This is a genomic window from Halomonas sp. N3-2A (genome assembly GCF_002216165.1).
Taxonomy (GTDB): Bacteria; Pseudomonadota; Gammaproteobacteria; order Pseudomonadales; family Halomonadaceae; genus Vreelandella.
The window spans coordinates 157,716-177,555 of sequence record NZ_CP022286.1 but is presented as its reverse complement, the minus strand read 5'-3'; the positions used below and the strand labels follow the sequence as shown (position 1 = coordinate 177,555).

At 50.3% G+C, this 19,840-nt stretch carries 13 protein-coding genes; all 13 read right to left on the bottom strand.

What is annotated here, in order from left to right; translation table 11 throughout:
- Positions 1 to 124: 124 nt before the first annotated feature.
- Positions 125 to 3,157, bottom strand: coding sequence for a DUF4214 domain-containing protein (locus tag CEK60_RS00810; RefSeq protein ID WP_089037398.1), 3,033 nt, complete (start codon positions 3,155 to 3,157; stop codon positions 125 to 127).
- 551 nt (positions 3,158 to 3,708) lie between these two features.
- Positions 3,709 to 4,737 carry a glycosyltransferase family 4 protein gene (locus CEK60_RS00805; RefSeq protein WP_089037397.1) on the bottom strand — a complete coding sequence of 343 codons (1,029 nt, stop codon included), beginning with the start codon at positions 4,735 to 4,737 and terminating at the stop codon, positions 3,709 to 3,711.
- Positions 4,734 to 5,495, bottom strand: a complete 762-nt coding sequence (locus tag CEK60_RS00800) for a DUF4214 domain-containing protein (RefSeq protein ID WP_089037396.1) — start codon at positions 5,493 to 5,495, stop codon at positions 4,734 to 4,736. The genes CEK60_RS00805 and CEK60_RS00800 overlap by 4 nt, the downstream gene beginning before the upstream one ends.
- Entirely contained in the window at positions 5,492 to 6,685 is a 1,194-nt protein-coding gene (locus CEK60_RS00795; protein WP_089037395.1) for an ABC transporter ATP-binding protein, read from the bottom strand. The genes CEK60_RS00800 and CEK60_RS00795 overlap by 4 nt, the downstream gene beginning before the upstream one ends.
- A gap of 48 nt (positions 6,686 to 6,733) precedes the next feature.
- Positions 6,734 to 7,585 (bottom strand): ABC transporter permease, encoded by an 852-nt coding sequence (locus CEK60_RS00790; protein ID WP_232471446.1) that lies wholly within the window; start codon positions 7,583 to 7,585, stop codon positions 6,734 to 6,736.
- A gap of 51 nt (positions 7,586 to 7,636) precedes the next feature.
- Positions 7,637 to 10,534, bottom strand: a complete 2,898-nt coding sequence (locus CEK60_RS00785) for a glycosyltransferase (RefSeq protein ID WP_198361439.1) — start codon at positions 10,532 to 10,534, stop codon at positions 7,637 to 7,639.
- Positions 10,527 to 10,778 carry a hypothetical protein gene (locus tag CEK60_RS00780; protein ID WP_089037392.1) on the bottom strand — a complete coding sequence of 84 codons (252 nt, stop codon included), beginning with the start codon at positions 10,776 to 10,778 and terminating at the stop codon, positions 10,527 to 10,529. Before CEK60_RS00780 ends, CEK60_RS00785 begins: the two co-directional genes overlap by 8 nt.
- 41 nt (positions 10,779 to 10,819) lie before the next feature.
- Positions 10,820 to 11,995: a glycosyltransferase gene (locus CEK60_RS00775; RefSeq protein ID WP_232471445.1), complete on the bottom strand. Its 1,176-nt coding sequence runs from the start codon at positions 11,993 to 11,995 to the stop codon at positions 10,820 to 10,822.
- Positions 11,996 to 12,134: 139 nt separating this feature from the next.
- Complete coding sequence (locus CEK60_RS00770) at positions 12,135 to 13,574, bottom strand: mannose-1-phosphate guanylyltransferase/mannose-6-phosphate isomerase (protein WP_089037391.1); 1,440 nt, start codon at positions 13,572 to 13,574, stop codon at positions 12,135 to 12,137.
- Positions 13,575 to 13,712: 138 nt separating this feature from the next.
- The gene (locus tag CEK60_RS00765; RefSeq protein WP_232471444.1) at positions 13,713 to 15,089 is read right to left on the bottom strand and encodes an undecaprenyl-phosphate glucose phosphotransferase; all 1,377 of its coding nucleotides are present in this window, start codon (positions 15,087 to 15,089) and stop codon (positions 13,713 to 13,715) included.
- Positions 15,090 to 15,098: 9 nt separating this feature from the next.
- The gene (locus CEK60_RS00760; RefSeq protein WP_089037390.1) at positions 15,099 to 16,553 is read right to left on the bottom strand and encodes a TolC family outer membrane protein; all 1,455 of its coding nucleotides are present in this window, start codon (positions 16,551 to 16,553) and stop codon (positions 15,099 to 15,101) included.
- Entirely contained in the window at positions 16,553 to 17,932 is a 1,380-nt protein-coding gene (locus CEK60_RS00755) for an HlyD family type I secretion periplasmic adaptor subunit (protein WP_089037389.1), read from the bottom strand. Before CEK60_RS00755 ends, CEK60_RS00760 begins: the two co-directional genes overlap by 1 nt.
- Positions 17,929 to 19,698 (bottom strand): type I secretion system permease/ATPase, encoded by a 1,770-nt coding sequence (locus CEK60_RS00750; RefSeq protein WP_089037388.1) that lies wholly within the window; start codon positions 19,696 to 19,698, stop codon positions 17,929 to 17,931. Before CEK60_RS00750 ends, CEK60_RS00755 begins: the two co-directional genes overlap by 4 nt.
- Positions 19,699 to 19,840: the final 142 nt, after the last annotated feature.

The following is a 19,840-nucleotide window of genomic DNA, read 5'->3' as shown; positions in this document are numbered from 1 at the left end:
TATTTATATTTAGACAAATTAGTAAGCCCCACTTAGCAAGCTAAGTGGGGCTTATGTGTACAACAGATGCTTATGACAGGTGACCAACTTACTTAGTAGTCACCCATCATTTGAGCAGTGTCGCTTAGGCGATGTTGGTATCAACCAGCGCCAGAGAGTCACCGAAGTCCAGAGTACCAACCAGCTCTACAGTGTAGCTAGTAGAGTCGTTTGCAGAGTTGATATCGAAGACTTTGTACATGCCCTTGTTACCAGACTCAACCATCACGATGCTATCAACACGGCCGTTATCGACAGTATTGCCAATCGCGTCACGGATATCATCGGCATTCAGGTTACCGAAGGTAGTGTCCGCATCGAAGTCGGCTGCATTGAAAGACACGAGGTTAACTTCATCATTAGCAACGTTGTAGTCAGTTGAACCGACAGTTGCACGGTTAACACCATAGCTGGTGAAGTCAAGGATATCGTGACCATCAACGTCACCAACGGTGAAGTTAACGATATCGTTGTTGCCGAACTGATCGACCAGTACTAGCGTGTCATTGCTGAATGCGCCGGTACCCAGCACAACAACATCGTTGCCAGCACCAACGTCAATGGTGTTGTCGCTCTCAGCTTCGCTGTCAGCTCCGCCATTCGTTTGAGCAGCAACGTTAGCAGTTGCATTACCTGCCTCTTCACCGTAAAGCGCATCCATAGCCGCTAGGCCATCGGTAGAGGAAGTGTTGCTGTTATGATCGCGGAAAGAGATATCCAACGCGTCAAGGTTGTTGCCATCGATCAGCGATTCAATGTTCAGGATGTTGCCATCGCCATCGAATGCTTCCAGCAGGTTGGCAAGCACGTGGTCGTTATTAACCGCGTCTTTGATAGCCTGATTAACCTGCAGGGTGCTGATAGTGTCGCCAGTGTTGCCACCGTCGGTGCTCGGTACGTCAACCCATACTGTCTCGTGGCCTTTAAAGGATACACGAACCTGGATGTCAGCACCTTCGTCAACGCTGAACGCCTGCTTAACGCCATTAGCAGTGTCGGACAGTGAAGTATCGCTGTTGGAGACATCTGTCGGCATTGCGCCAGCAGCGGCAGTGGAGTTGAACTCCCAACGATCGTTACGGTAGCCAGAGTTGTCAGCATAGACAACATCGTTACCTGTGCCTGTACCGATAACGGCATCGCCTGCACCCCAGGTGCGAACAACATCGTTACCTTCGCCAGTGGCGATGGTCAGGTTAGCGTTCAGCTGCTGATCAGAAAGGTCAGCTAAGTCGTCGAAGCTAATAGAGTCTTCAAGAGTAATGAATGTCTCAACGACATCATCACCTGCGCCAGTGTCGACTACAACGTTAGCATCTTCACGCGCCATCAGCTCATCAGAAAGCGCCAGAGAAACCTGGTCGTCGCCTGCAGCGGTGGTGTAGTTGAAGGTAGCGTTGTCGCTCTTCGGATCGACGTCATCGTCCATCGCATCCAGATCACGCGCCACTACGTCTTCAGTGATGATAGCGTTCAGCTTGATGTCGCCGTTATAGCTACCACCATTGAAGTCCTGAACGTCAACCAGACCGTAAGCTGTTGTGTCAGCGCCAACCAGATCAGCTAGACCAAGAACAGCTTCGCCATCCTGCTGACCAACGAGGAATGAACCTTTACCTTCCAGGTTGATTTCTTTCAGGAACTGAGAGCCATCAACAACACCATCGTAATATTCGTTACGACCAGCAGAGTCAGACTCCAGACGCGTCAGCCAGACAGTGTTGTCTGCAGTGACGTTCATCTGCTCAATACCTTTGTCAGAGTTAGACTGACCAACTAGGTTGATAGAGCCGCCTTGTGAGCCGTAACCAATGTTATCCAGATTCAGATTGGTTTCGATCAGTTCTTGAATGCTTTGCGGCGCTTCAGTGCTCTGCTCACCGTACAGGGTGAAGCCACCGGCAGAAGCGTCTTCGCTGTAGGTAAAGTTACCACTTTCGATCTGACGACCTTTGCTGTCGGTCAGTACCAGCGTGGTACCTGAAACCTGAACACCTTGGTCATCTTGAGCGCGGAACTCGCCGCCCAGAGTGGCTTGGAAGCCTTCCAGAAGCGGATCGTCGCTAGCAGCAATCGCGTTTTGTACCGCAGTCAGCAGCTCAGGATAAGTTTCTGCAGCGAAGATGTCTTCAGACTGCACAACAACTGTTTCGCCGCCGACAGAGAAACGGAAACCGTTAACCGGCAGGTCACCCAGCGGACGGTTGGTCTGTGCGGTACGTAGGTCAAGCAGGTCAATAAACAGCTGGGAATCCGCGCTGCGGTCTTCAGCGGTCAATACCGGGCTCAGGAACAGGCCTTTGTACTGCTCACCTGAGTGCAGCTGGTCAGCCAGATTGAAAGTGTAGTCTTTAGAGCTGGTAACTACTTGGCCAGCTTCGTCCCACTCGATTTTACCGATATCGCTGACGGTAGTACCACCAGTGCCATTCTCAACAGCAACGTAACCGCCGTCAGCATCTTCGGTGTTAGGAACAAACACTAAGCGACCTTCATCGTCGATAATGAAAGAACCATTACCGCCAACAGAAGCTGTGTTGTTGAAGTCGATGTTAATGGTTTCGGACGGTTCGCCGCCGTCACCGTCACCGTCGCCACCGTCAGAAGGAATGCCAGCAACAACCGGGCCTAAGTCCAGTGCGTCAACGTCGGTATCGGCATCGATTGTTGTCAGGAATTCAGCCGCGTAATCATCAGCCGCTTCGCCTGAATGCTTATCGCCAGCTGCAACAGTGTACTTATCTGCTGCCGCTACTTTTGCTTCTAGTGCAGATGCGTCTTTAGCGTCGGTATCTGTCGCGTTCTGAACGATTGTCAGCGCGATAGTCGCCAGATCTAATTCACCAGACTCAAGCTTTTCAGTGTAAAAAGCCAGGCCTTCAGCATCAGCATCACGACCAAACGCCTGCTGGTAAATACCGTTAACCAGCTCTTCGTTGTCTAAGTCACCAAAACGCTCTGTGAACTCAGCAGAGTTACCGAAAGCGCTAATGGCGGCGTCAATTCCGTTGGCTTCAATTTCTTCTGCCCAAAACTGCAAGCCAGCTGCGTCAGCCGGACGGCCGTAATAAGCTACATACAGTTGTTGAGCCAAGTTCAAATTCTCTTGTGTTGCCATGGGACTATAGTCTCCTTGCTTAAGAAAGATACCACCTACGATAGGCGGCTCTTATCACCTTGAGCGCTCAAGGTATTTCTAGGTTCCTCAAATAGTGCAGTTTCAGCGTATGGTACGAACCTATACTGCTGATACTCTTACACTACATAACAGTAGCTGGAACACGCCTAATGTAATGTCACGTACCAAGATAAGTCAATCTCTCTGCGACGGTAGCAAGAACTCCACAAGCTACTTACAAAGTACGTACTCAATGTCAAAACTTACCTTAGGCCAAAGCACTAAAAGTTTTCGCGCTACCATTGAGCCAGCGGTGTCAGAACCTTTCCATGAAGTAAATTTCCGAACTTTCACGTTTTCGAACACTGGTCGCTAATAATCAGTATAAAGCGATGCGAGCAACTCTTGCAATACTAGATGGGAATGATGCCCTCTATAGCAGAAGGAGCATACTAGTAAGAAATCACTAGCAACGCTTTAAAACCAGGCTTTCCTAGGTAGATCACTGATTTTGATAGACTTATAAATAAGCGCAACAAACATCACTGTTTCTACTCATCATAGACTAACGTTGTAACAACACGATGCCATGATATGTTTGCCGCCTGGTAGGCTTCACGACCTTGTTCTCCCATCCGCTTGGCCATAGCACGATGAGTATAGGCTTCATCTAACACGTCAGCTAACGCTTGAGGACTTGGCTCACAATGCCACCCCGTTACTCCATGCTCGACAAATCCTGTAGGACCACCGCTATCTGTGCAGGTAATGACGGGCTTCGAAGCCAGCATGGCTTCCAGAGTGATATAGCCATAATCCTCATCGAAAGTAGGGAACGCCACAGCCAATGAGTGCGCATACAAAGTGAGTTTTTCCTGCTCAGAAATATGCCCTAAAAAACGCACTCGGTTGCTCAGCTCTAACTTGTCGATCTGAGCTTCCAGCTGGCGCCGCTGACTCCCCTCACCTGCTAGCAATAATGTCACAGGCGTTTTCGTCAACGCTAAGGCATCTATTAACAGCGATTGGCGCTTTAACGGCTCTAGGCGACTTGGGTAAAATACGTACCCCCAATCATCACCACAGACAAACTGCTCTGCCTGATAAGGCGGGTGATAAAGCGGCACTGCGGACAAACCGTTGTAGTGACTTAGACGCTCAGCCACACGAGGCGAATTGGCATACAAACGCTTAGCAGCACCAAGGTGGCGCTGATCAAATGCTTCTACTTGCGGCTTTAAGGCTGTCAAGGCAGCGCTTGCTTGCGAGGGGTTATAGAGCTCGTAGCAAACACGGTGCTGATGCATCAACCAGATAACATGCTCGGGATGCTGTACACCGTAGGTAGGAAACTGCAGGCTGATTACACGATCAACCGCCACATCATTTGGCGCACTGAGATCTAACTGTTCGGCGAACATCATCTGACGTTCAATTTGGGCTTCGTCGTAGTGAAATGGCAAACGCAGGCACTCCACTTGATGGCCATAGAGTCTCAGCGCTGCGACTAACCCGTCTACGTGATAGTTGGCACCGCCCGCAATAAAAGGAGTATGGTTGGCCGTCACCAAAACCTTCATGGCGTTTTCTCCTCGTTACTGCTCAACTCCTGCTCAGCGCGCTTCAGCATATCCATCATCGCAACCGCTTGTTCAGCAGTTAGCCATTTAGCAAATTGAGCACTACCTGATGATTGGTCATACGACGCAGCATTTATCTGTGCCACGATACGCTGCTGAACATTCGCCATTTCTGCTAACGTCATGGCAAGCGCTCGATGCTCCTCCTGACGCTTTCCGTAATGGGCGAGAATGTCATAGTACTCACCTGCTTCACGCCAGCGTTGTTCATAATGGCGCCACACTAGCCTCGCTACCAATCGCCAAGCACCGCGCCCTATACCTGGAAGACAAACGAGACGCTGCCGCCAACGACTTAGCCTCAGTAATTGACCAGGCAACTTTAACCGTTGCTGCTTGGTATACGCCTGTGCCTCATCAGACTCCAGTAGCTCAATCAGCGTGGAAATTCGTCCTTCACAGGCAGCCATCTGCTGATAGTAGGCAGCACCTTGTTGGTCTGATGAGCGCCCAATCAGAAAGATGTAAGCACGGTCTACAAACACTTCATCATCAAGGTGCGCGCTCATCAGCTCAGCCAGGCGCGGCTGCAGTGGTTCATAAAGTCGATGACGTGGCAGTTTAAAAATAGGCACAAGGCGCTTTTGCCATAGCGTGAACCAACTCTCGATGGCCAGTGAATTCTGTGTATCCACTAGCATCGATTCATCTTTGAGCTGCTTGATCAGAGCATCTATGTCGCGCTCAGGGTCTGTCATACCAAGGGCCCCATATCAAAAGAGCAGTCTAATCGACAGAAACCCGAAAACTTGCTGTAGCGATAGCCTGCCACTTCAAAGGTATCAAGGCTGTCATGCCACCAGTAGCAATCATCCAGATGGTGGTCACTGGAATGTAGTGCTGCAGAAAGGGTGTATTTACCTGGCGCAATATCCGCCTTAATACGCACCACAACCTCGCGCTCTTCGCCTTCTACCACAGAGAACACAATCTTGTGTTGATGGGTATTCTGACCAAACACATCCTGCCCGTAACGGTCACGCAGCAGTACACCTAGAGCGACATCATCGAGCGTAGCATTTGCTTTGAGACGTAAATGAATCTCTAAAACTTCGCCACTCGCAATCATCGGGCTTTGACTATCTTGCCCCTGAACATGGCAATGGGTTACCAACACTTCTTGGGTACCAAAAGCACCGGATTCCCCATCACGCAAATCATCGCCCTCAGCCTGTTCGGCCATAATGCGATTGTAGTGATTAACGGCGCCTTCAGAGTCTCCGTCATAAATTAGACGCCCTCCTTCAAGCACAATCGCCCGATCACACAGCACTTTCACGGCATTAAGATCGTGGGAGACAAACAGAATCGCCCCACCTTCCTGCTTAAACTGACGAATACGCTGAATGCATTTTTGCTGAAAATAGCCGTCCCCCACTGAAAGCGCTTCATCCACCAGAAAGCAGGCGGGGTCAGCGTGAATCGCAATAGCAAACCCAAGCCGCATGGCCATGCCCGAGGAGTAAGTGCGCAACGGCTCATGGATATAGTCACCCAGCTCGCAAAATTCAATAATTGCGTCTCGATGGCGCTCAATATCCGCGTGGCTCATACCCAGCATTAAGGCATTAATCGTGATGTTATCGATGCCACTAAGTTCTGGATTGAACCCCGTCCCTAGCTCTAACAGTCCCGTGACACGGCCATCGATATGCAGACTGCCGGCATCGGGCATCAGCACACCAGTAAGCAGCTTCAGCAACGTGGACTTGCCGGCACCATTGCGACCTAGAACACCCAGCACTTCACCTGCAGCAACTTCGAAGCTGACGCCATCCAGCGCGATATGCTGAGTGTGATAATTTTTGCCTGTCAGGGCTTCTTTCAAACGCTCACGTGGCGAGGTGAACAGCTTGAAGGATTTATGCAAATCTTTAACAACTATCACAGTCATCTCCTGAGGCGCTGAACGCTAACAATGTGCGCTGTACCTTTATTACAACGAATCGCGCAAATCCCGTTCGGTGCGTTTAAGCAACCAGAAGGCGGCATACATCAATCCAAGGGTTATCACCAGCATTGTCGCCAACCCTGCAACGCTTGGCAGGCGTTGATACAGTATCAGCTCACGATAGGCGTCAATAAACTGAAACATTGGATTAAGGCTAATCAACCCCAGTGCCCAAGCTGGAATAATATCGTCAACATATACGATCGGTGTCAGCCAGAACCAAACGGGTAACAGCACTGCGACACCTTCACGAATATCCTTCAGATAAACGGCTAGAATGGCCAACAAAAATCCCAGAGCATAGGTAAAGCCCAGCTGCAGGGCCAGCACAAAGGGTATCCCTAACCAGTGCCAGTCAATAGAAAACCCGATCATCAACAAAAATATCGCAAAAAAGATCATGCTGATCAGATATACCACTAATTCAGCAAACAGTACCGAGAGTGGCAACGCCGCTAGCGAGGTATTGACTTTGGTGATCATCCCCGCCCGTTCAATAAACAGATTGGTGATGGCACTTAAACTTTTCGCAAAGGCCGTCCAGGCGAGAATGCCGCTGATCAGATAGATGCTATAGGTAAACCGCTCGACTTCAGCGCCGAAGCCTTCAAGCCGCGCCCCCATAATGGCCGAGAAGATCAGCACAAACACCAGGATATTAATCAGCGGTGAAAGCAGCGTCCATATCCGGCCTAGCACTGAGCCTTTATGGCGGTCTACCAACTCCTGACGCGTCAGCAGGATAATCAACGGCAAGTGCTGCCGCCACCAGCTCAGGGTTTGACGCAGTCGCTGCGCCAGCGCTAAGCGTGGCTTGCTGTTACCAAGCAATGCCATGAACATGGCTCCTTTGGTGGATCATCAACTTCGAAGAGTAATTAGCATCATTTAGCGAAAATGGTCGCTTAGCACTGCCGCCAGCCATTGCTGGCTACTTTGCTGCCAGTCAAGGCACGGCATACCATCAGATCCTGCCACCTGATTAGCTTGCCAGTCCCGAACCCAGTCCTGAAGTGCTTGAGCCAACGTTTGCGGCGTATCCGCATTAAAGTATGTGGCGTACTTGCCTGCCACTTCGCGAAAGACGGGGATATCTCGAGCGAGGATAGCGATGCCATGATGAGCCGCCTCGATCAGTGGCAGACCAAACCCTTCCCCATAGGACGCGGCCACCAGCACATCACTGCGCCGGTAAAGAGTCTCCAACAGCGTATCACTGGCACCCTGAGCCCAGAATAACTGTGTGTTTCGCCGCGGATGCTGCTTAATACGGCGGATCAAATCACCGACCTGCCAACCTTGCTTACCAACGATCACCAGATTGATATCGGCACCATCAGACCAACACTGCTCCAGTGCGTCCAGCACCTGACGATGGCCTTTACGTGGCTCAATCGTTCCAACCATCAGTAAGGTAGCGCCCTGGCATTGCGCTAACGGCTCAAGCCACTGGCGCTCGACTTTGCTTAACGCTGCATCAGCGCTATTTGCAGGAGACTTAAAATCAGCGCCAAGATGAAAATGTTGAACCCAGGGCCGGTGTTCTTTAGCAGTTTCCCGCTGATCCAACTCAGCTTCGACTACATCAGCAACATGCCGTGATACGCAGGTAATGCCATCCGCCAGCTCACTTATAGAAGCAAACCACTCATTCATAGTGGCCGGAATATGTTCAGGAAAACACTCTGGCAGGGATAACGGCAGTAAATCATGAACAGTAAAATAGAACCTGACGCCGGAGGCACGCATCCGACGCATCACATGCCCCGCCTGCTTTAACAATGGCGGCGCCCATTCAAGCGTTACGTAGCGATCTCCGGGACGCGCTTCAATAGGTACGTCAGGTCCTGGGGGCGTAAGGCCTAGTTGCTCACTCGCGAAGCCACGTGCGAGATAAAAATCGTCTCCCCCCCAGCGAATCAGCTCAACCCTCCAGCCAGCGGGAGGGTGGCGTAGAAGATGGTCAGCAATACGCCGCGTGACACGCTCGATGCCTGTTTTTAAATCTTCCCAAGCGATCGTACTGACATCAAACAACAGCCTTGGCGTACATTCATCGGGGGTAACATCTACATCGCTCAGTACCCGAGTCAGTTGCTTAGCCGTTTCAGGTGTTTGTAGTGCCGCGTTCAGCGGCGCATGTGCCGCCAACTGATCCAGAAAGCGCTCATAACGGTAACGAGGTGCTACTAATGGCGCATCTATAATCGCCTGCCGATATTGCTCAGCCACCGTCTCTGGCGCCAAAGTTGTCGCCACGTAGTCGCGCCCTGCCTGACCCAGGAGCTCACGTTCATCGTCATGAGAACACAGTTGGCAAAGCGCTTCTCGCAGCGGCGTGACCAACTGCTCTCCAGCTCCATCAGCTAATTGCCAAATACACTGCTCAGGTAGTTCTGCACTGCTACCATGAGCATTAGCAATTACCGCAACGCCATGGGCCATAGCATCAAAAATAGCTCCCGAGGTCTCACCTCGAGATTGCGTGCGTAGCTGGACGGCAATATCGGCTGCCTGCAACCAGTGCTGATACTCTTCGCGAGAAGCATAGCCGGTAACAGTCACTTGGTGACCATTGGGGTGTTGCTTAAGTCGACGCGCCAACGCATGCCCATATTCACCACTATGTTGAGCACCGACCAGCACCAACCGTACGGAGCGTCCTGTTGCACTAGCCACAGGAAGCGCTTGTGCATCAGCATCACCCAGAAAAGCATCTAACAACACGTGTGTCAGCTTTTTGGGATTAACTCCCCCAAAGCTAGCGATGACTCGCTCGTCAACAGCTATTCCTAATGCCTTACGTGTTGCTTGCTTATCAAACGGCATCGGTAACTGACGTAGATGGGGAACCAAGTAAGTGGGTGCCAGCTGCCCCAACTGCCAGCGATCGGCCAGAGAACGTGCGAAAGCGGAATGATAGATCATCCCGCCAGCCTGATGAGTGACCAAACCATTCACCGGGAACTGCTCGGCACCTCGGGCATCTTGCGCTGCTTCGGCATGGGCAAGTAACGCCGGATAACCGTGATCAATGTAGAGTTGCTGGAGCAATGCATTAGGCTTCAGTCCGCTTTCATTAAGCCACCAAACAGCATCAAACAGAAAGTAGTCGTGAAGTACGACAATACCCGGGTGGCGTTGCAGCAAACCAAACTGGTAAGCGTGATAAAGCGAATTACCTATTTGGTAGACGGTGTAATCAAACTCGCTGGCACGCTGACTAAAGGTAGCTGGATCGATACACTCAAATGCACGACTCAGCTCAACATCAAGCTCAGGCTGGTCAACCACCAACGTAAGTGTGAAATGAGGCGCTAAATACGGTAGGAGTTCCGCGCTATAATTGGCAATGCCAGTAGCCTGCGGCGGTAAGGGTGACACAAATGCCAGTGTAGGCTTAGCCGCAGTAGTTGGCGGAGGAACTGGAGAAGCAGCCGTTAATGTTTCGCCGCTGGCAATATTGACGATGGCGGCGGGATTCATGGCATTCGCCATATGCTGCACGACAATATCCACCAAAGCGTCACTGACTGACGCCAATACGTCCTCTTGCTCACGTAGCAAGGCATGACAGCGCCTTGGCGCAATGCCAAGCTTAAATAGATGCCGATGGCAATCTATCAGAGCAGTCTGATCAAAACCAAGCAGCAGCACATGAGCATCAGCGATGTTTGCAGAGCCATCCTGCATGAACGCATCCGAGAACGCAGCCAACCAATCTTCCAGCCGGGTGAATCGCGTTGTATGGCGAGCATCGGCAATATAAAGCGTGACATTATTCATGAGTGGCTTGCTTCCTGCGCCGCTCAAGGCCATCCATCAACCGCTGCTGACGCTCTCCATAACCTTCGATTCGGGTTGACACTGCAAGGTCGCTATACTGGCCCGCCTGCACCAATCGAATGACCCACCCTCTTAATCTTGGAAATGGGCTCAGCAAACGCTGCCCTAACCACTTAAACGTCGGGTAGCTGATCAGCTTCTTTATGATAATGCGCAGTCGCTGTTTGATGGCAGCCTTGATCACGCGTCGCTCCTTGTGCATTCAAATCGTTCACTGGATACGTTTCAGTGCTTTTTTGTCGACATTGCGCTTAACTTTTCATCCACCAGCATTGTTAAACGCTGAGTAAAGCAGGCGTTACTAAACTGCTCGGCATGGCGGCGACAAGCAGCCGGTGAAAAATCGCACTTTTCGAATATTTCAATCGCTTGCCCCAGGCTAGCTGTCGTTTGCTCGGCAAAGTGGATACCCGTGGCATCCTCGTTGTGCTCCAACCCTTTGACAGTTTCCAGCGCGCCACCATCTCCAAACGCAATAACAGGCGTGCCACAGGCTTGAGCCTCTAAGGGTACAATGCCGAAGTCTTCATCAGCGGCAAATACAAAGGCTTTAGCGCGCTGCATAAGATGATGCAGCTTCTCACCTTGCAGATAGCCCAGCAGCTCAATATTTTCGTGGCCTTCTGCGAGTCGCGCTAAACGCTTGAGCTCTGGCCCGTCACCAACCACTTTCAATGGACGCTTCATTGGGTCCTGAGCAAATGCCTGTACGATCAAATCCATGCGCTTATACGGCACCAACCGCGATGCCGCTAGATAATAAGGCTCTCGCGGTCCGGTATAGAGAGCAAAGCTATCGGTATCCACCGGAGGATAAAGCACGTCCGACTCACGGCGATAATACTTAGCAATACGCTGCGCGACATTCTGCGAGTTAGCAAAAAAAGCATCTACTTGCGTGGCCGTAAAATAATCCCACTGGCGCAGACGCTTGAGCGTTTTACGCACATAGAAGTTCATTCCCGGCAAACGGAAATGCGCATCTTCCAGGTAAGCTTCCTTCATATCCCAGGCATAGCGCATAGGCGTGTGGCAATAACATAAATGAATCTGCCCAGGATGAGTAATCACTCCCTTAGCTACCGCATGGCTAGAGGAGATCACCAAGTCAAAGCCACGCAGGTCAAGCTGCTCTACGGCGTAAGGCATCAGCGGTAAACAATGTCGATAAATGCGCTTAATAAACGGCAGACGTTGCAAGCCACTAGTATGAATACGGTGCTTTGTTAGCCAAGGAGCACTGTCGTGATTAAGCGTGTGTACCAGTGTCAATATTTCTGCTTGTGGGAAGACCTCCGCCAACCCTTTTAGCACTTTTTCGGCACCACCGTTAACCACCAGCCAGTCGTGCACAATCGCAACTCGCAGGTGCTGAAAACGTAGCATAGGGCCTACTTGCATGATGACTGGCCTTTTCTATTGAACGAAATAAAGCGCCATAGCTTAAAGTAAGCATGGCGTTAGCTCCAGAAGATAAGACAAACACAGCGGTAATTAATGTGCGTAAAAAACAGAACTGATTGATTGACCGCCTTTCAGTTTATTCGCGCCCATACTTATCGTTGTAACGCACAATATCGTCTTCTCCCAAGTAAGACCCGGTTTGCACTTCGATAAGTTTCAGAGGAATAACGCCTGGATTTTCCAAACGGTGAACGGTGCCCAGCGGGATATAGGTGGACTCATCTTCGGAGAGCAGGAAACTACGCAGATCGGAAAGATCACCATGCCCCTCGCCCTGCGTAACCCTAGCAGTACCTTGCACCACAACCCAATGCTCTGCGCGATGGTGATGCATTTGCAAAGACAGCTTCCCCCCAGGAACCACAACAATTTCTTTTACCTGGAAGCTGTCAGTCAACACCATAGTGCGATAATGCCCCCATGGTCGATATACCTGTTGGTGCGATTGGGACTCTTTGCGACCTGCCGCTTTTAAAGCATTGACGATAAGCTTGGTATCTTGCGCTTGGCGGCGATCGGCAACCAATACGGCGTCATCTGTCTCTACAATAATCAGGTTATTAACGCCCACAGCAGCCACTAAGCGAGACTCGCTGTACACCAAACTATTTTGCGTTTGATGGAGCATTACATCGCCATGAATGGCGTTGCCATTTTCCTTATCTTCGCTTGAACGCAACGCGTGCAATGCGTCCCAAGCGCCAACATCACTCCAGCCGGGCGACATCGGCACTACCGCCGCCTGACGGGTATGCTCCATAACGGCATAGTCAATAGATTCACTACGGCACTGCTCAAAGGCTTCTTCGGAAATGCGCAAGAAATCCATATCTTCGGACCGCTGCTGATACGCCGCCTGACAATTAGCCAAAATGTCGGGCGCATGAGTCTTAAGCGCTTCTAAATAGCAGCTGGCTTTGAATAAAAAGATACCACTGTTCCATAAATAGTCACCGCTAGCTAAATAAGCTTCAGCAACTGCTGCATCAGGTTTTTCGACAAATGCGGCAACTGAGAACCCCTCGCCAAGCCCCTCGCCACGCTTAATATAACCATAGCCGGTGTGAGGCGTCGTGGGAGTGATGCCAAATGTAACCAACTTATCTTGCTGACTCAGTACTTGGCCTTTTTTTACAGCCTCGGCAAACGCCTGAGTATCCTTGATAACGTGATCAGCAGGCATCACCAGCAGCTCAACTTCTGGATTGGCTTCAACTGCAGCAAGCGCCGCCAGAGCTAGTGCGGGGGCGGTGTTGCGACCAATCGGCTCAAGAATAATCTTACTTTTCTCAAACCCAAGTTGTTGCATTTGCTCGGCGACTAAAAATCGATGCTCTTCGTTACATACAATAATAGGCTCGCCCGCACCTGAGACATCATTGAGCCTTAAGGCTGCTTCCTGCAGCAAGCTAACGTCTTGTTTATGCAGGTTTAGAAACTGCTTGGGATAGTGTTCGCGTGAGACGGGCCACAAACGCGAACCTGAGCCTCCAGACAAAATCACAGGTAATATCATCTTTCCTCCTTGAGATAAGCCAGTGGTTAGCGCTAACCATCCCGCCTCAATATCATTAACTATTTGTGCAGCCTATCGTTAAACAAGGCTGCAAAATCATGAACCATTAATGGTGTACAAACGCTCAGGCTGACTTAATTAGGGCTGACCATTAATAAAACCACGTGTCAGCGTCATAATCAGTATTTTAAGATCAAACCCCAATGACCAGCGTTCTATATAATACAAATCATATTCCACACGCTTTTCCATCAGCTTAACGTCTTCTGTGATACCACGCAGACCGCTCACCTGAGCCCAACCTGTCATACCTGGCTTTACACGGTGCCGTTGCATATAGATATCAATATGATCTTTATAATGATCATTATGGTCCATCGCATGGGGACGTGGCCCAACAAGCGACATACGCCCCTGCAGCACATTGTAGAGCTGAGGAAGCTCATCTAGGCTGGTACGTCGTAAAAAATGCCCGATAGGGGTTATACGGTCATCCCCATAGGTAGCTTGCTGAGTTTTGTTGTCTTCATGTAGACGCATGGTCCTGAATTTATAAATTTTGAAACGCTTGCCGTCTAACCCATGCCGCTCCTGCTTAAACAGCACAGGCCCGCCCATTTTCCAACGGATTGCCAGAGCAATGGCTAACATGACGGGACTAAATACCAAAAAGAGAACAAGCCCCAGCACACGATCTTCAAGCGCTTTCACAAAGCGCATGGGTCCATTGAGAGGCGTATAATTTAGCTCTAGCGAGTAAAGCCCTGCCACTTGGGTAATACGATGGTTAAGTAGGCGAATGTCGGGCAAATCAGGGAAAAAACGAATGCTGGTAGGAATACCTGCCAGTAGGCGCATAAGATGACGAACACGGTTTCCCTGAACGAGCGGATAGCCCAGCCATATTTCATCAAATTCACGCTGAAAAACATTGGCTTTCGCAAAATCTGCCATTTCATGAAAGAAGGTCGCATCATCTTCGTCGATATAGTGACCAACGACGATATAGCCAGCTTGGGGGGTATCCACGACTCTCTTTTCAAGCCGCACAACATTGGCCTGTTTACCAATTAACAGGACACGCTTTAAGTTGTGCCCTTTGGCACGTAGACGCTTTAAATAGCTGTATAAAAAAGTACGCATCAGACTGCCGGTTAACAGCACGGCCAGTGATGCCCCCCCCATCCACAAACGCGAAAAACTTTGCGTGCCCTGTATGGCAACTAGCAATAAGCTAAGCAAACCAATCGTGGCAAGCCATGTAACCGCATAAATGCCGAGCATGGTGTATAGGCTGCGGCCACGCCATGGCTGGTAGAGTCCAATTAGCTCGCCTACTGCTGGCAGCAATAGACTGCCAATAAGTATTAAAAAAAGATAATCATTGCCGTCGGAGTCGATATCCGGCATTAACCAAAAGGCAGCCAATGCCACTAACGTGGCGATTGCCGCATCGAAACAACGCATAGCGCGCCGTAACCATTCGCTACCCTGGTTTGTTTTAATAACGGCCATAGTTACTGACTACCGCGCTACCTGCGATGAAGTGGACAACGAGGCCAGTAGCGACATAATGCGATTAAGATCGTCGCTTTCTAAGCTACCCACTGCGATATGCAGAGAGATCATATCCAAAGCGTAGTTACCAACAGTGTCAACGTATTTTATACGCTGGTCGTATAAGCTGGCCCGAGCATCCAGCACATCGACTAGATCCCGAAGGCCAAGCTGTTCGCCACGTTCAGCAGCGTCCAGAAATAGCTGACTTGATTCAATTGATTGGTTGAGCGCTTGCAAACGGCGCTCTCCGCCATTTAAGGCTCTTATGCGCTTACGCACTTCCTGGATGGCAAGATTACGCTCATTGTCGACAGCAGCCAGACCCGCTTCAATGCGTTTTTCACCTTGCCGAACACTAGCGTTGGTATAACCACCACGATAAATCGGCACGCTCAGCTCTACGCCCGCGCGATAATCTTCGCTCTCCCTTAGTTCATCGTCGCTGACTCGGTCAGAATAGCTAAGGTTTAGATTTAACTCTGGGTAATACCCCGAACGCCTAGCGCTTGTATCAGCTTGCGCAACTTGCTGCTCTTGCTGGGCTAATAAGACTTTTAGGTTTTGGCCAGTGCGCGGAATCCATTCGTCGGGGCTACCGATGTCGCCATTGAGAGTAACAGTGGTCAGCTCACCAGGCGCTGAACTTTGAAACCTTGGCATTACACCCGTCAGGCGTTCCAATTCGCTAAGCGCATTGTCTAACTCATTTTCAGCTTCAACTGCGTCAGAGACAGCCTGATCGTACCTAGATTGAGCCTCCAATAAGTCGACCCGATTGCCAACACCTAGATCAAATGCACGACTTGCTTGGCGTACCTGTAGTTCAAGGGAATCTTGTTGAGACTCTAACAAACCTAATCGCTGCGACGCTAAATAAGCTTTTATATAGGCTTCACTAACTTGTAATGCTAGCTCTTGCTCAACCACAGCCAATTGAAGCTCAGCAGAGCTAACTTGGGCGCTGGCAACATCCATCCTGCGCCAGCGCTCCAAGCTGAAAAGCGGCTGCTGCAGTTGAATTTGATAATAAGTTTCATCAATTTCACCTGGACGCTGGGCAGGCTGATCTAGGCCAAACTCATCTGGAGACGTTTGGATATTTGTAGAGTCTTGCCATAAGTATCCCCCGGACGCTGTGACCTGTGGCAGAAGTTGCGAACGGGCCATCGGCACTTCTTCGCGAGTAGCATCTAACTCATGACGCTGACGTGAAAGGTCTGCATCATGGCGTAGAGCCCTGGAAAAAAGATCAGGCAATGAGGGCAACGCTAGGGAAGCTGCTTCGCTATTAGCAAGCGCATCTAATTCAGTAAGAGCCTGCTGATCAGCAGGTATATCGCTCTGCGCCAATGCAGACTGACTTAACAGCGTGACAGTAAGCGCAAGCGCACTAAGAGCAAAATGTGGCGTCCGTATCATTAATCCTCCCGGATAGCGCGAGCTAACATATCGGCAATTGGTTTCGCAATATAGCTGGCAAATGTACGCTCGCCTGTCCGAATCATAACTTCTGCAGGCATACCGGATAACAGCTGCATTTGCTCCGTCATATCCTGCCGCCCATCTTCCGTTACTCTAATACGGGCTTTGTAATAGCGCTGACCAGTCGCTTCATCTTCAAAACTATCGGCACTAAGATGAATAATTTCGCCATCAATAACGTTTGTTAAGCGCTGATTGAAGGCAGAAAAACGAATTTCAGCAAGTTGGCCTATATAAAGATTGTCGATATCGCGACTAGGTATACGCGCTTCCACCACAAAACCATCGTTAGAGGGCACAACTTCCATAATGGTGTCACCAGGGCGAACGACTGCGCCAATAGTGTGTATCTTGCGCCCAACCACGGTGCCGGAAGCAGGCGAGTGAATAACGGTCCGGTTTACTTGGTCTGTTAACGAAGTAATGCGCTCCTCTGCCTCAGCTATTTGCGTCTGCGCATCTCGCAGTAGCTCACCCACCTCGGCTTGAAACTCTTGCAGGGTAGTCTCTTTTTTCAGGCGACTTTCGCTGATTCTTGAGCGCAACTGAGCAATATTAGCTTGAAACTCCGCGTTATCACCTTCGTACTGCAGCACTTGTCGCTCAAGTTCACGTAGGCGTTGATTATCGCCCAACCCTTCGCGGTAGAGCGAACGGAAGTCTTCTGCTTCAGAGCGTAACGAACGAATACGCTGATTGTTAACATGAATACGTGACTCAAGCCCATCAATTTGCTCTTGCATTTGAATAATTTGCTGATCCATCGCATCCATCGTGCCTTGCAACGATTGACGACGAGCAGCAAAGAGGCTTTGCTGAACAGCAGTGATCTGCTGGATTCTCGCATTATCAACCGACATCAGCTCTTCTGGCATCTCAAGCATTTCTGCGCCCTGCTGCTCAGCTAACAAACGTACTTCCATTGCACGGTTGATAAAATATTGCGATTGGGCAATTTCTAGCTGTGAACGCACCTGGGTATCGCTCAAAATCACCAACGGCTGCCCAGCTTCCACCTTAGCGCCGTCTTCGACAAGCAGTTCACGTACGATACCACCTTCAAGATGCTGTACCGAACGCTTGAAAGACTCCATGGAAACGTTGCCAGGCGCAACAACGGCGACGGCCAGCGAAGCCGTCACAGACCAAAGAACGAACCCCCCTAGTGCAATGCACAAAATGGCATAACCGAGTTTTCGATAACCTTTATCACTCGTTGGCAATGCCTCTTGTGCCTCGCCATCTAGGGTAACCGGGCCTTGGGGCGTTACATCAATTTCCCTATTAGCTGGAACCTTGTCTTTCTGCTGGCTCATGTCGTTTCCTCGCTGCCACTACCATTTCCACGACCGCCTGCAATAGCAGAAAGGCGAGTGGCGTTTTGTTGGCTAACCTGGGGGCGCGATTTTTTGGCAAATTGTGCCAATACTTGATCACGAGGACCGAACATACTGACTTGACCTTCTTTCATTACCAACAGCTTATCCATGCCTTTTAGAACACTGGTACGATGGCTAATAACAAAGAGCGTCGTACCTTCTGTTTTCAATTGAGCAATAGCTTGGCCCAGCGCTTTTTCACCAGCATCGTCTAAGTTAGCGTTAGGCTCATCTAGAACTACGAGGACTGGGTTGCCATACAATGCGCGAGCAAGCCCGAGGCGCTGGCGCTGCCCCCCGGAAAGCGCGCCACTGTTAGATGCAATCACGGTGTCGTAGCCATTGGATAGCTCTAACACCATTTCATGAACACCCGCTTTTTGGGCCGCAACAACCACTTTTTCAGGGTCAATGTCCCCAAAACGGGCAATATTTTCACTGATGGTGCCATCAAAGAGTTCGATATCTTGTGGCAAATAGCCAATGTAGGGGCCAAGTTCGTCACGGTTGTATTGGTTAACCGCACCACCATCAAGTCGTACGTCCCCAACCTGTGTTGGCCATATCCCCAACAGCACGCGGGCAAGCGTTGATTTACCTGCCGCACTTGGGCCAATAATGCCAACATGCTCGCCTTTAGCGACGCTAAAGTTAATACCTCGGATGGTAGCCATACGTGCACCGGGAGGAGCAGCCGCTACGTTCTCCACATCGATAATGCCTTTCGGCGCTGGCAGAGACATATGACGCTGCTCATCGGGTATCTGCGTCAGTAGCTCGTTTAATCGGCTATACGAGCCACGTGCAGCTACAAAGCCTTTCCAGCCACCGATCATTTGATCAATAGGTGCCAGCGCACGCCCCATTAGAATAGACCCGGCAATCATCATGCCGGGAGTCATCTCCCCTTGGAGCACTAAAAGCGCACCTAGCCCAAGAATTAATGACTGAAAGAGCAAACGCATTACTTTAGACGTATTGGTCAAAGCGCCTGCACGGTCACTCGCTTGTGACTGTTTAGCAAGGAATTCATGATGGCGCTTTGACCAGCGTCCCATAATGCCGGGCAGCATGCCCATAGCATGCAGTACTTCTGCATTTCGCAGGTTAGAGTTGGCTAGGTTCTGTGCTTGAATTTGCTCGCTATTGGCTTCGGCAAGTAAGGTCTTAGTAGATTTTTCATTAGCCACCGCTAGCGCAAATAGAATAATGCCCGCGCAGGTAGCAAACACCCCTAGCCAGGGATGAAAAATAAACAGAATGCCAAGATAAACGGGCACCCAAGGGGCGTCAAAAAAGGCAAACAATCCATTCCCAGTTAGAAACTGTCGTAAACCGGTCAAGTCATTTAGCGGCTGAGCACTTTGAGCCCCTGGAGCAACTAAACTACGGCGAAACATGGCACCATAGAGGCGCTGATTAATCGTAGTATCTAATCGGTTCCCTATCCTAACCAACATTCTTGACCGAACTAGCTCAAGCCCCCCCATCACCATAAAAAGAAAGATGACGACAAGCGTCAGCATGATGAGCGTATCGAGACTTTGCGTGGTAAGCACGCGGTCATACACCTGGAGCATGTACATGGGGGGAACTAGCATGAGCAAATTGACGAACATGCTAAAAAAGCCCACCGATACAAACGAACCCTTACAGGCGCTTAACGCACGCTGCAGATCCGTTGCTTCCTGTTGCTTTGCCATGGAAGGGTCACCGTTGAATCAAAGGAGTCACGCGAGGATTATCGCGGCAGCATAACAGAAACGCCCCTGCCTAGGGTAGGGGCGTTGAAAGCACTGAGTGTTGAGTGAGATAAACAACGTGCTTACCCAACAGAGTTAGGTT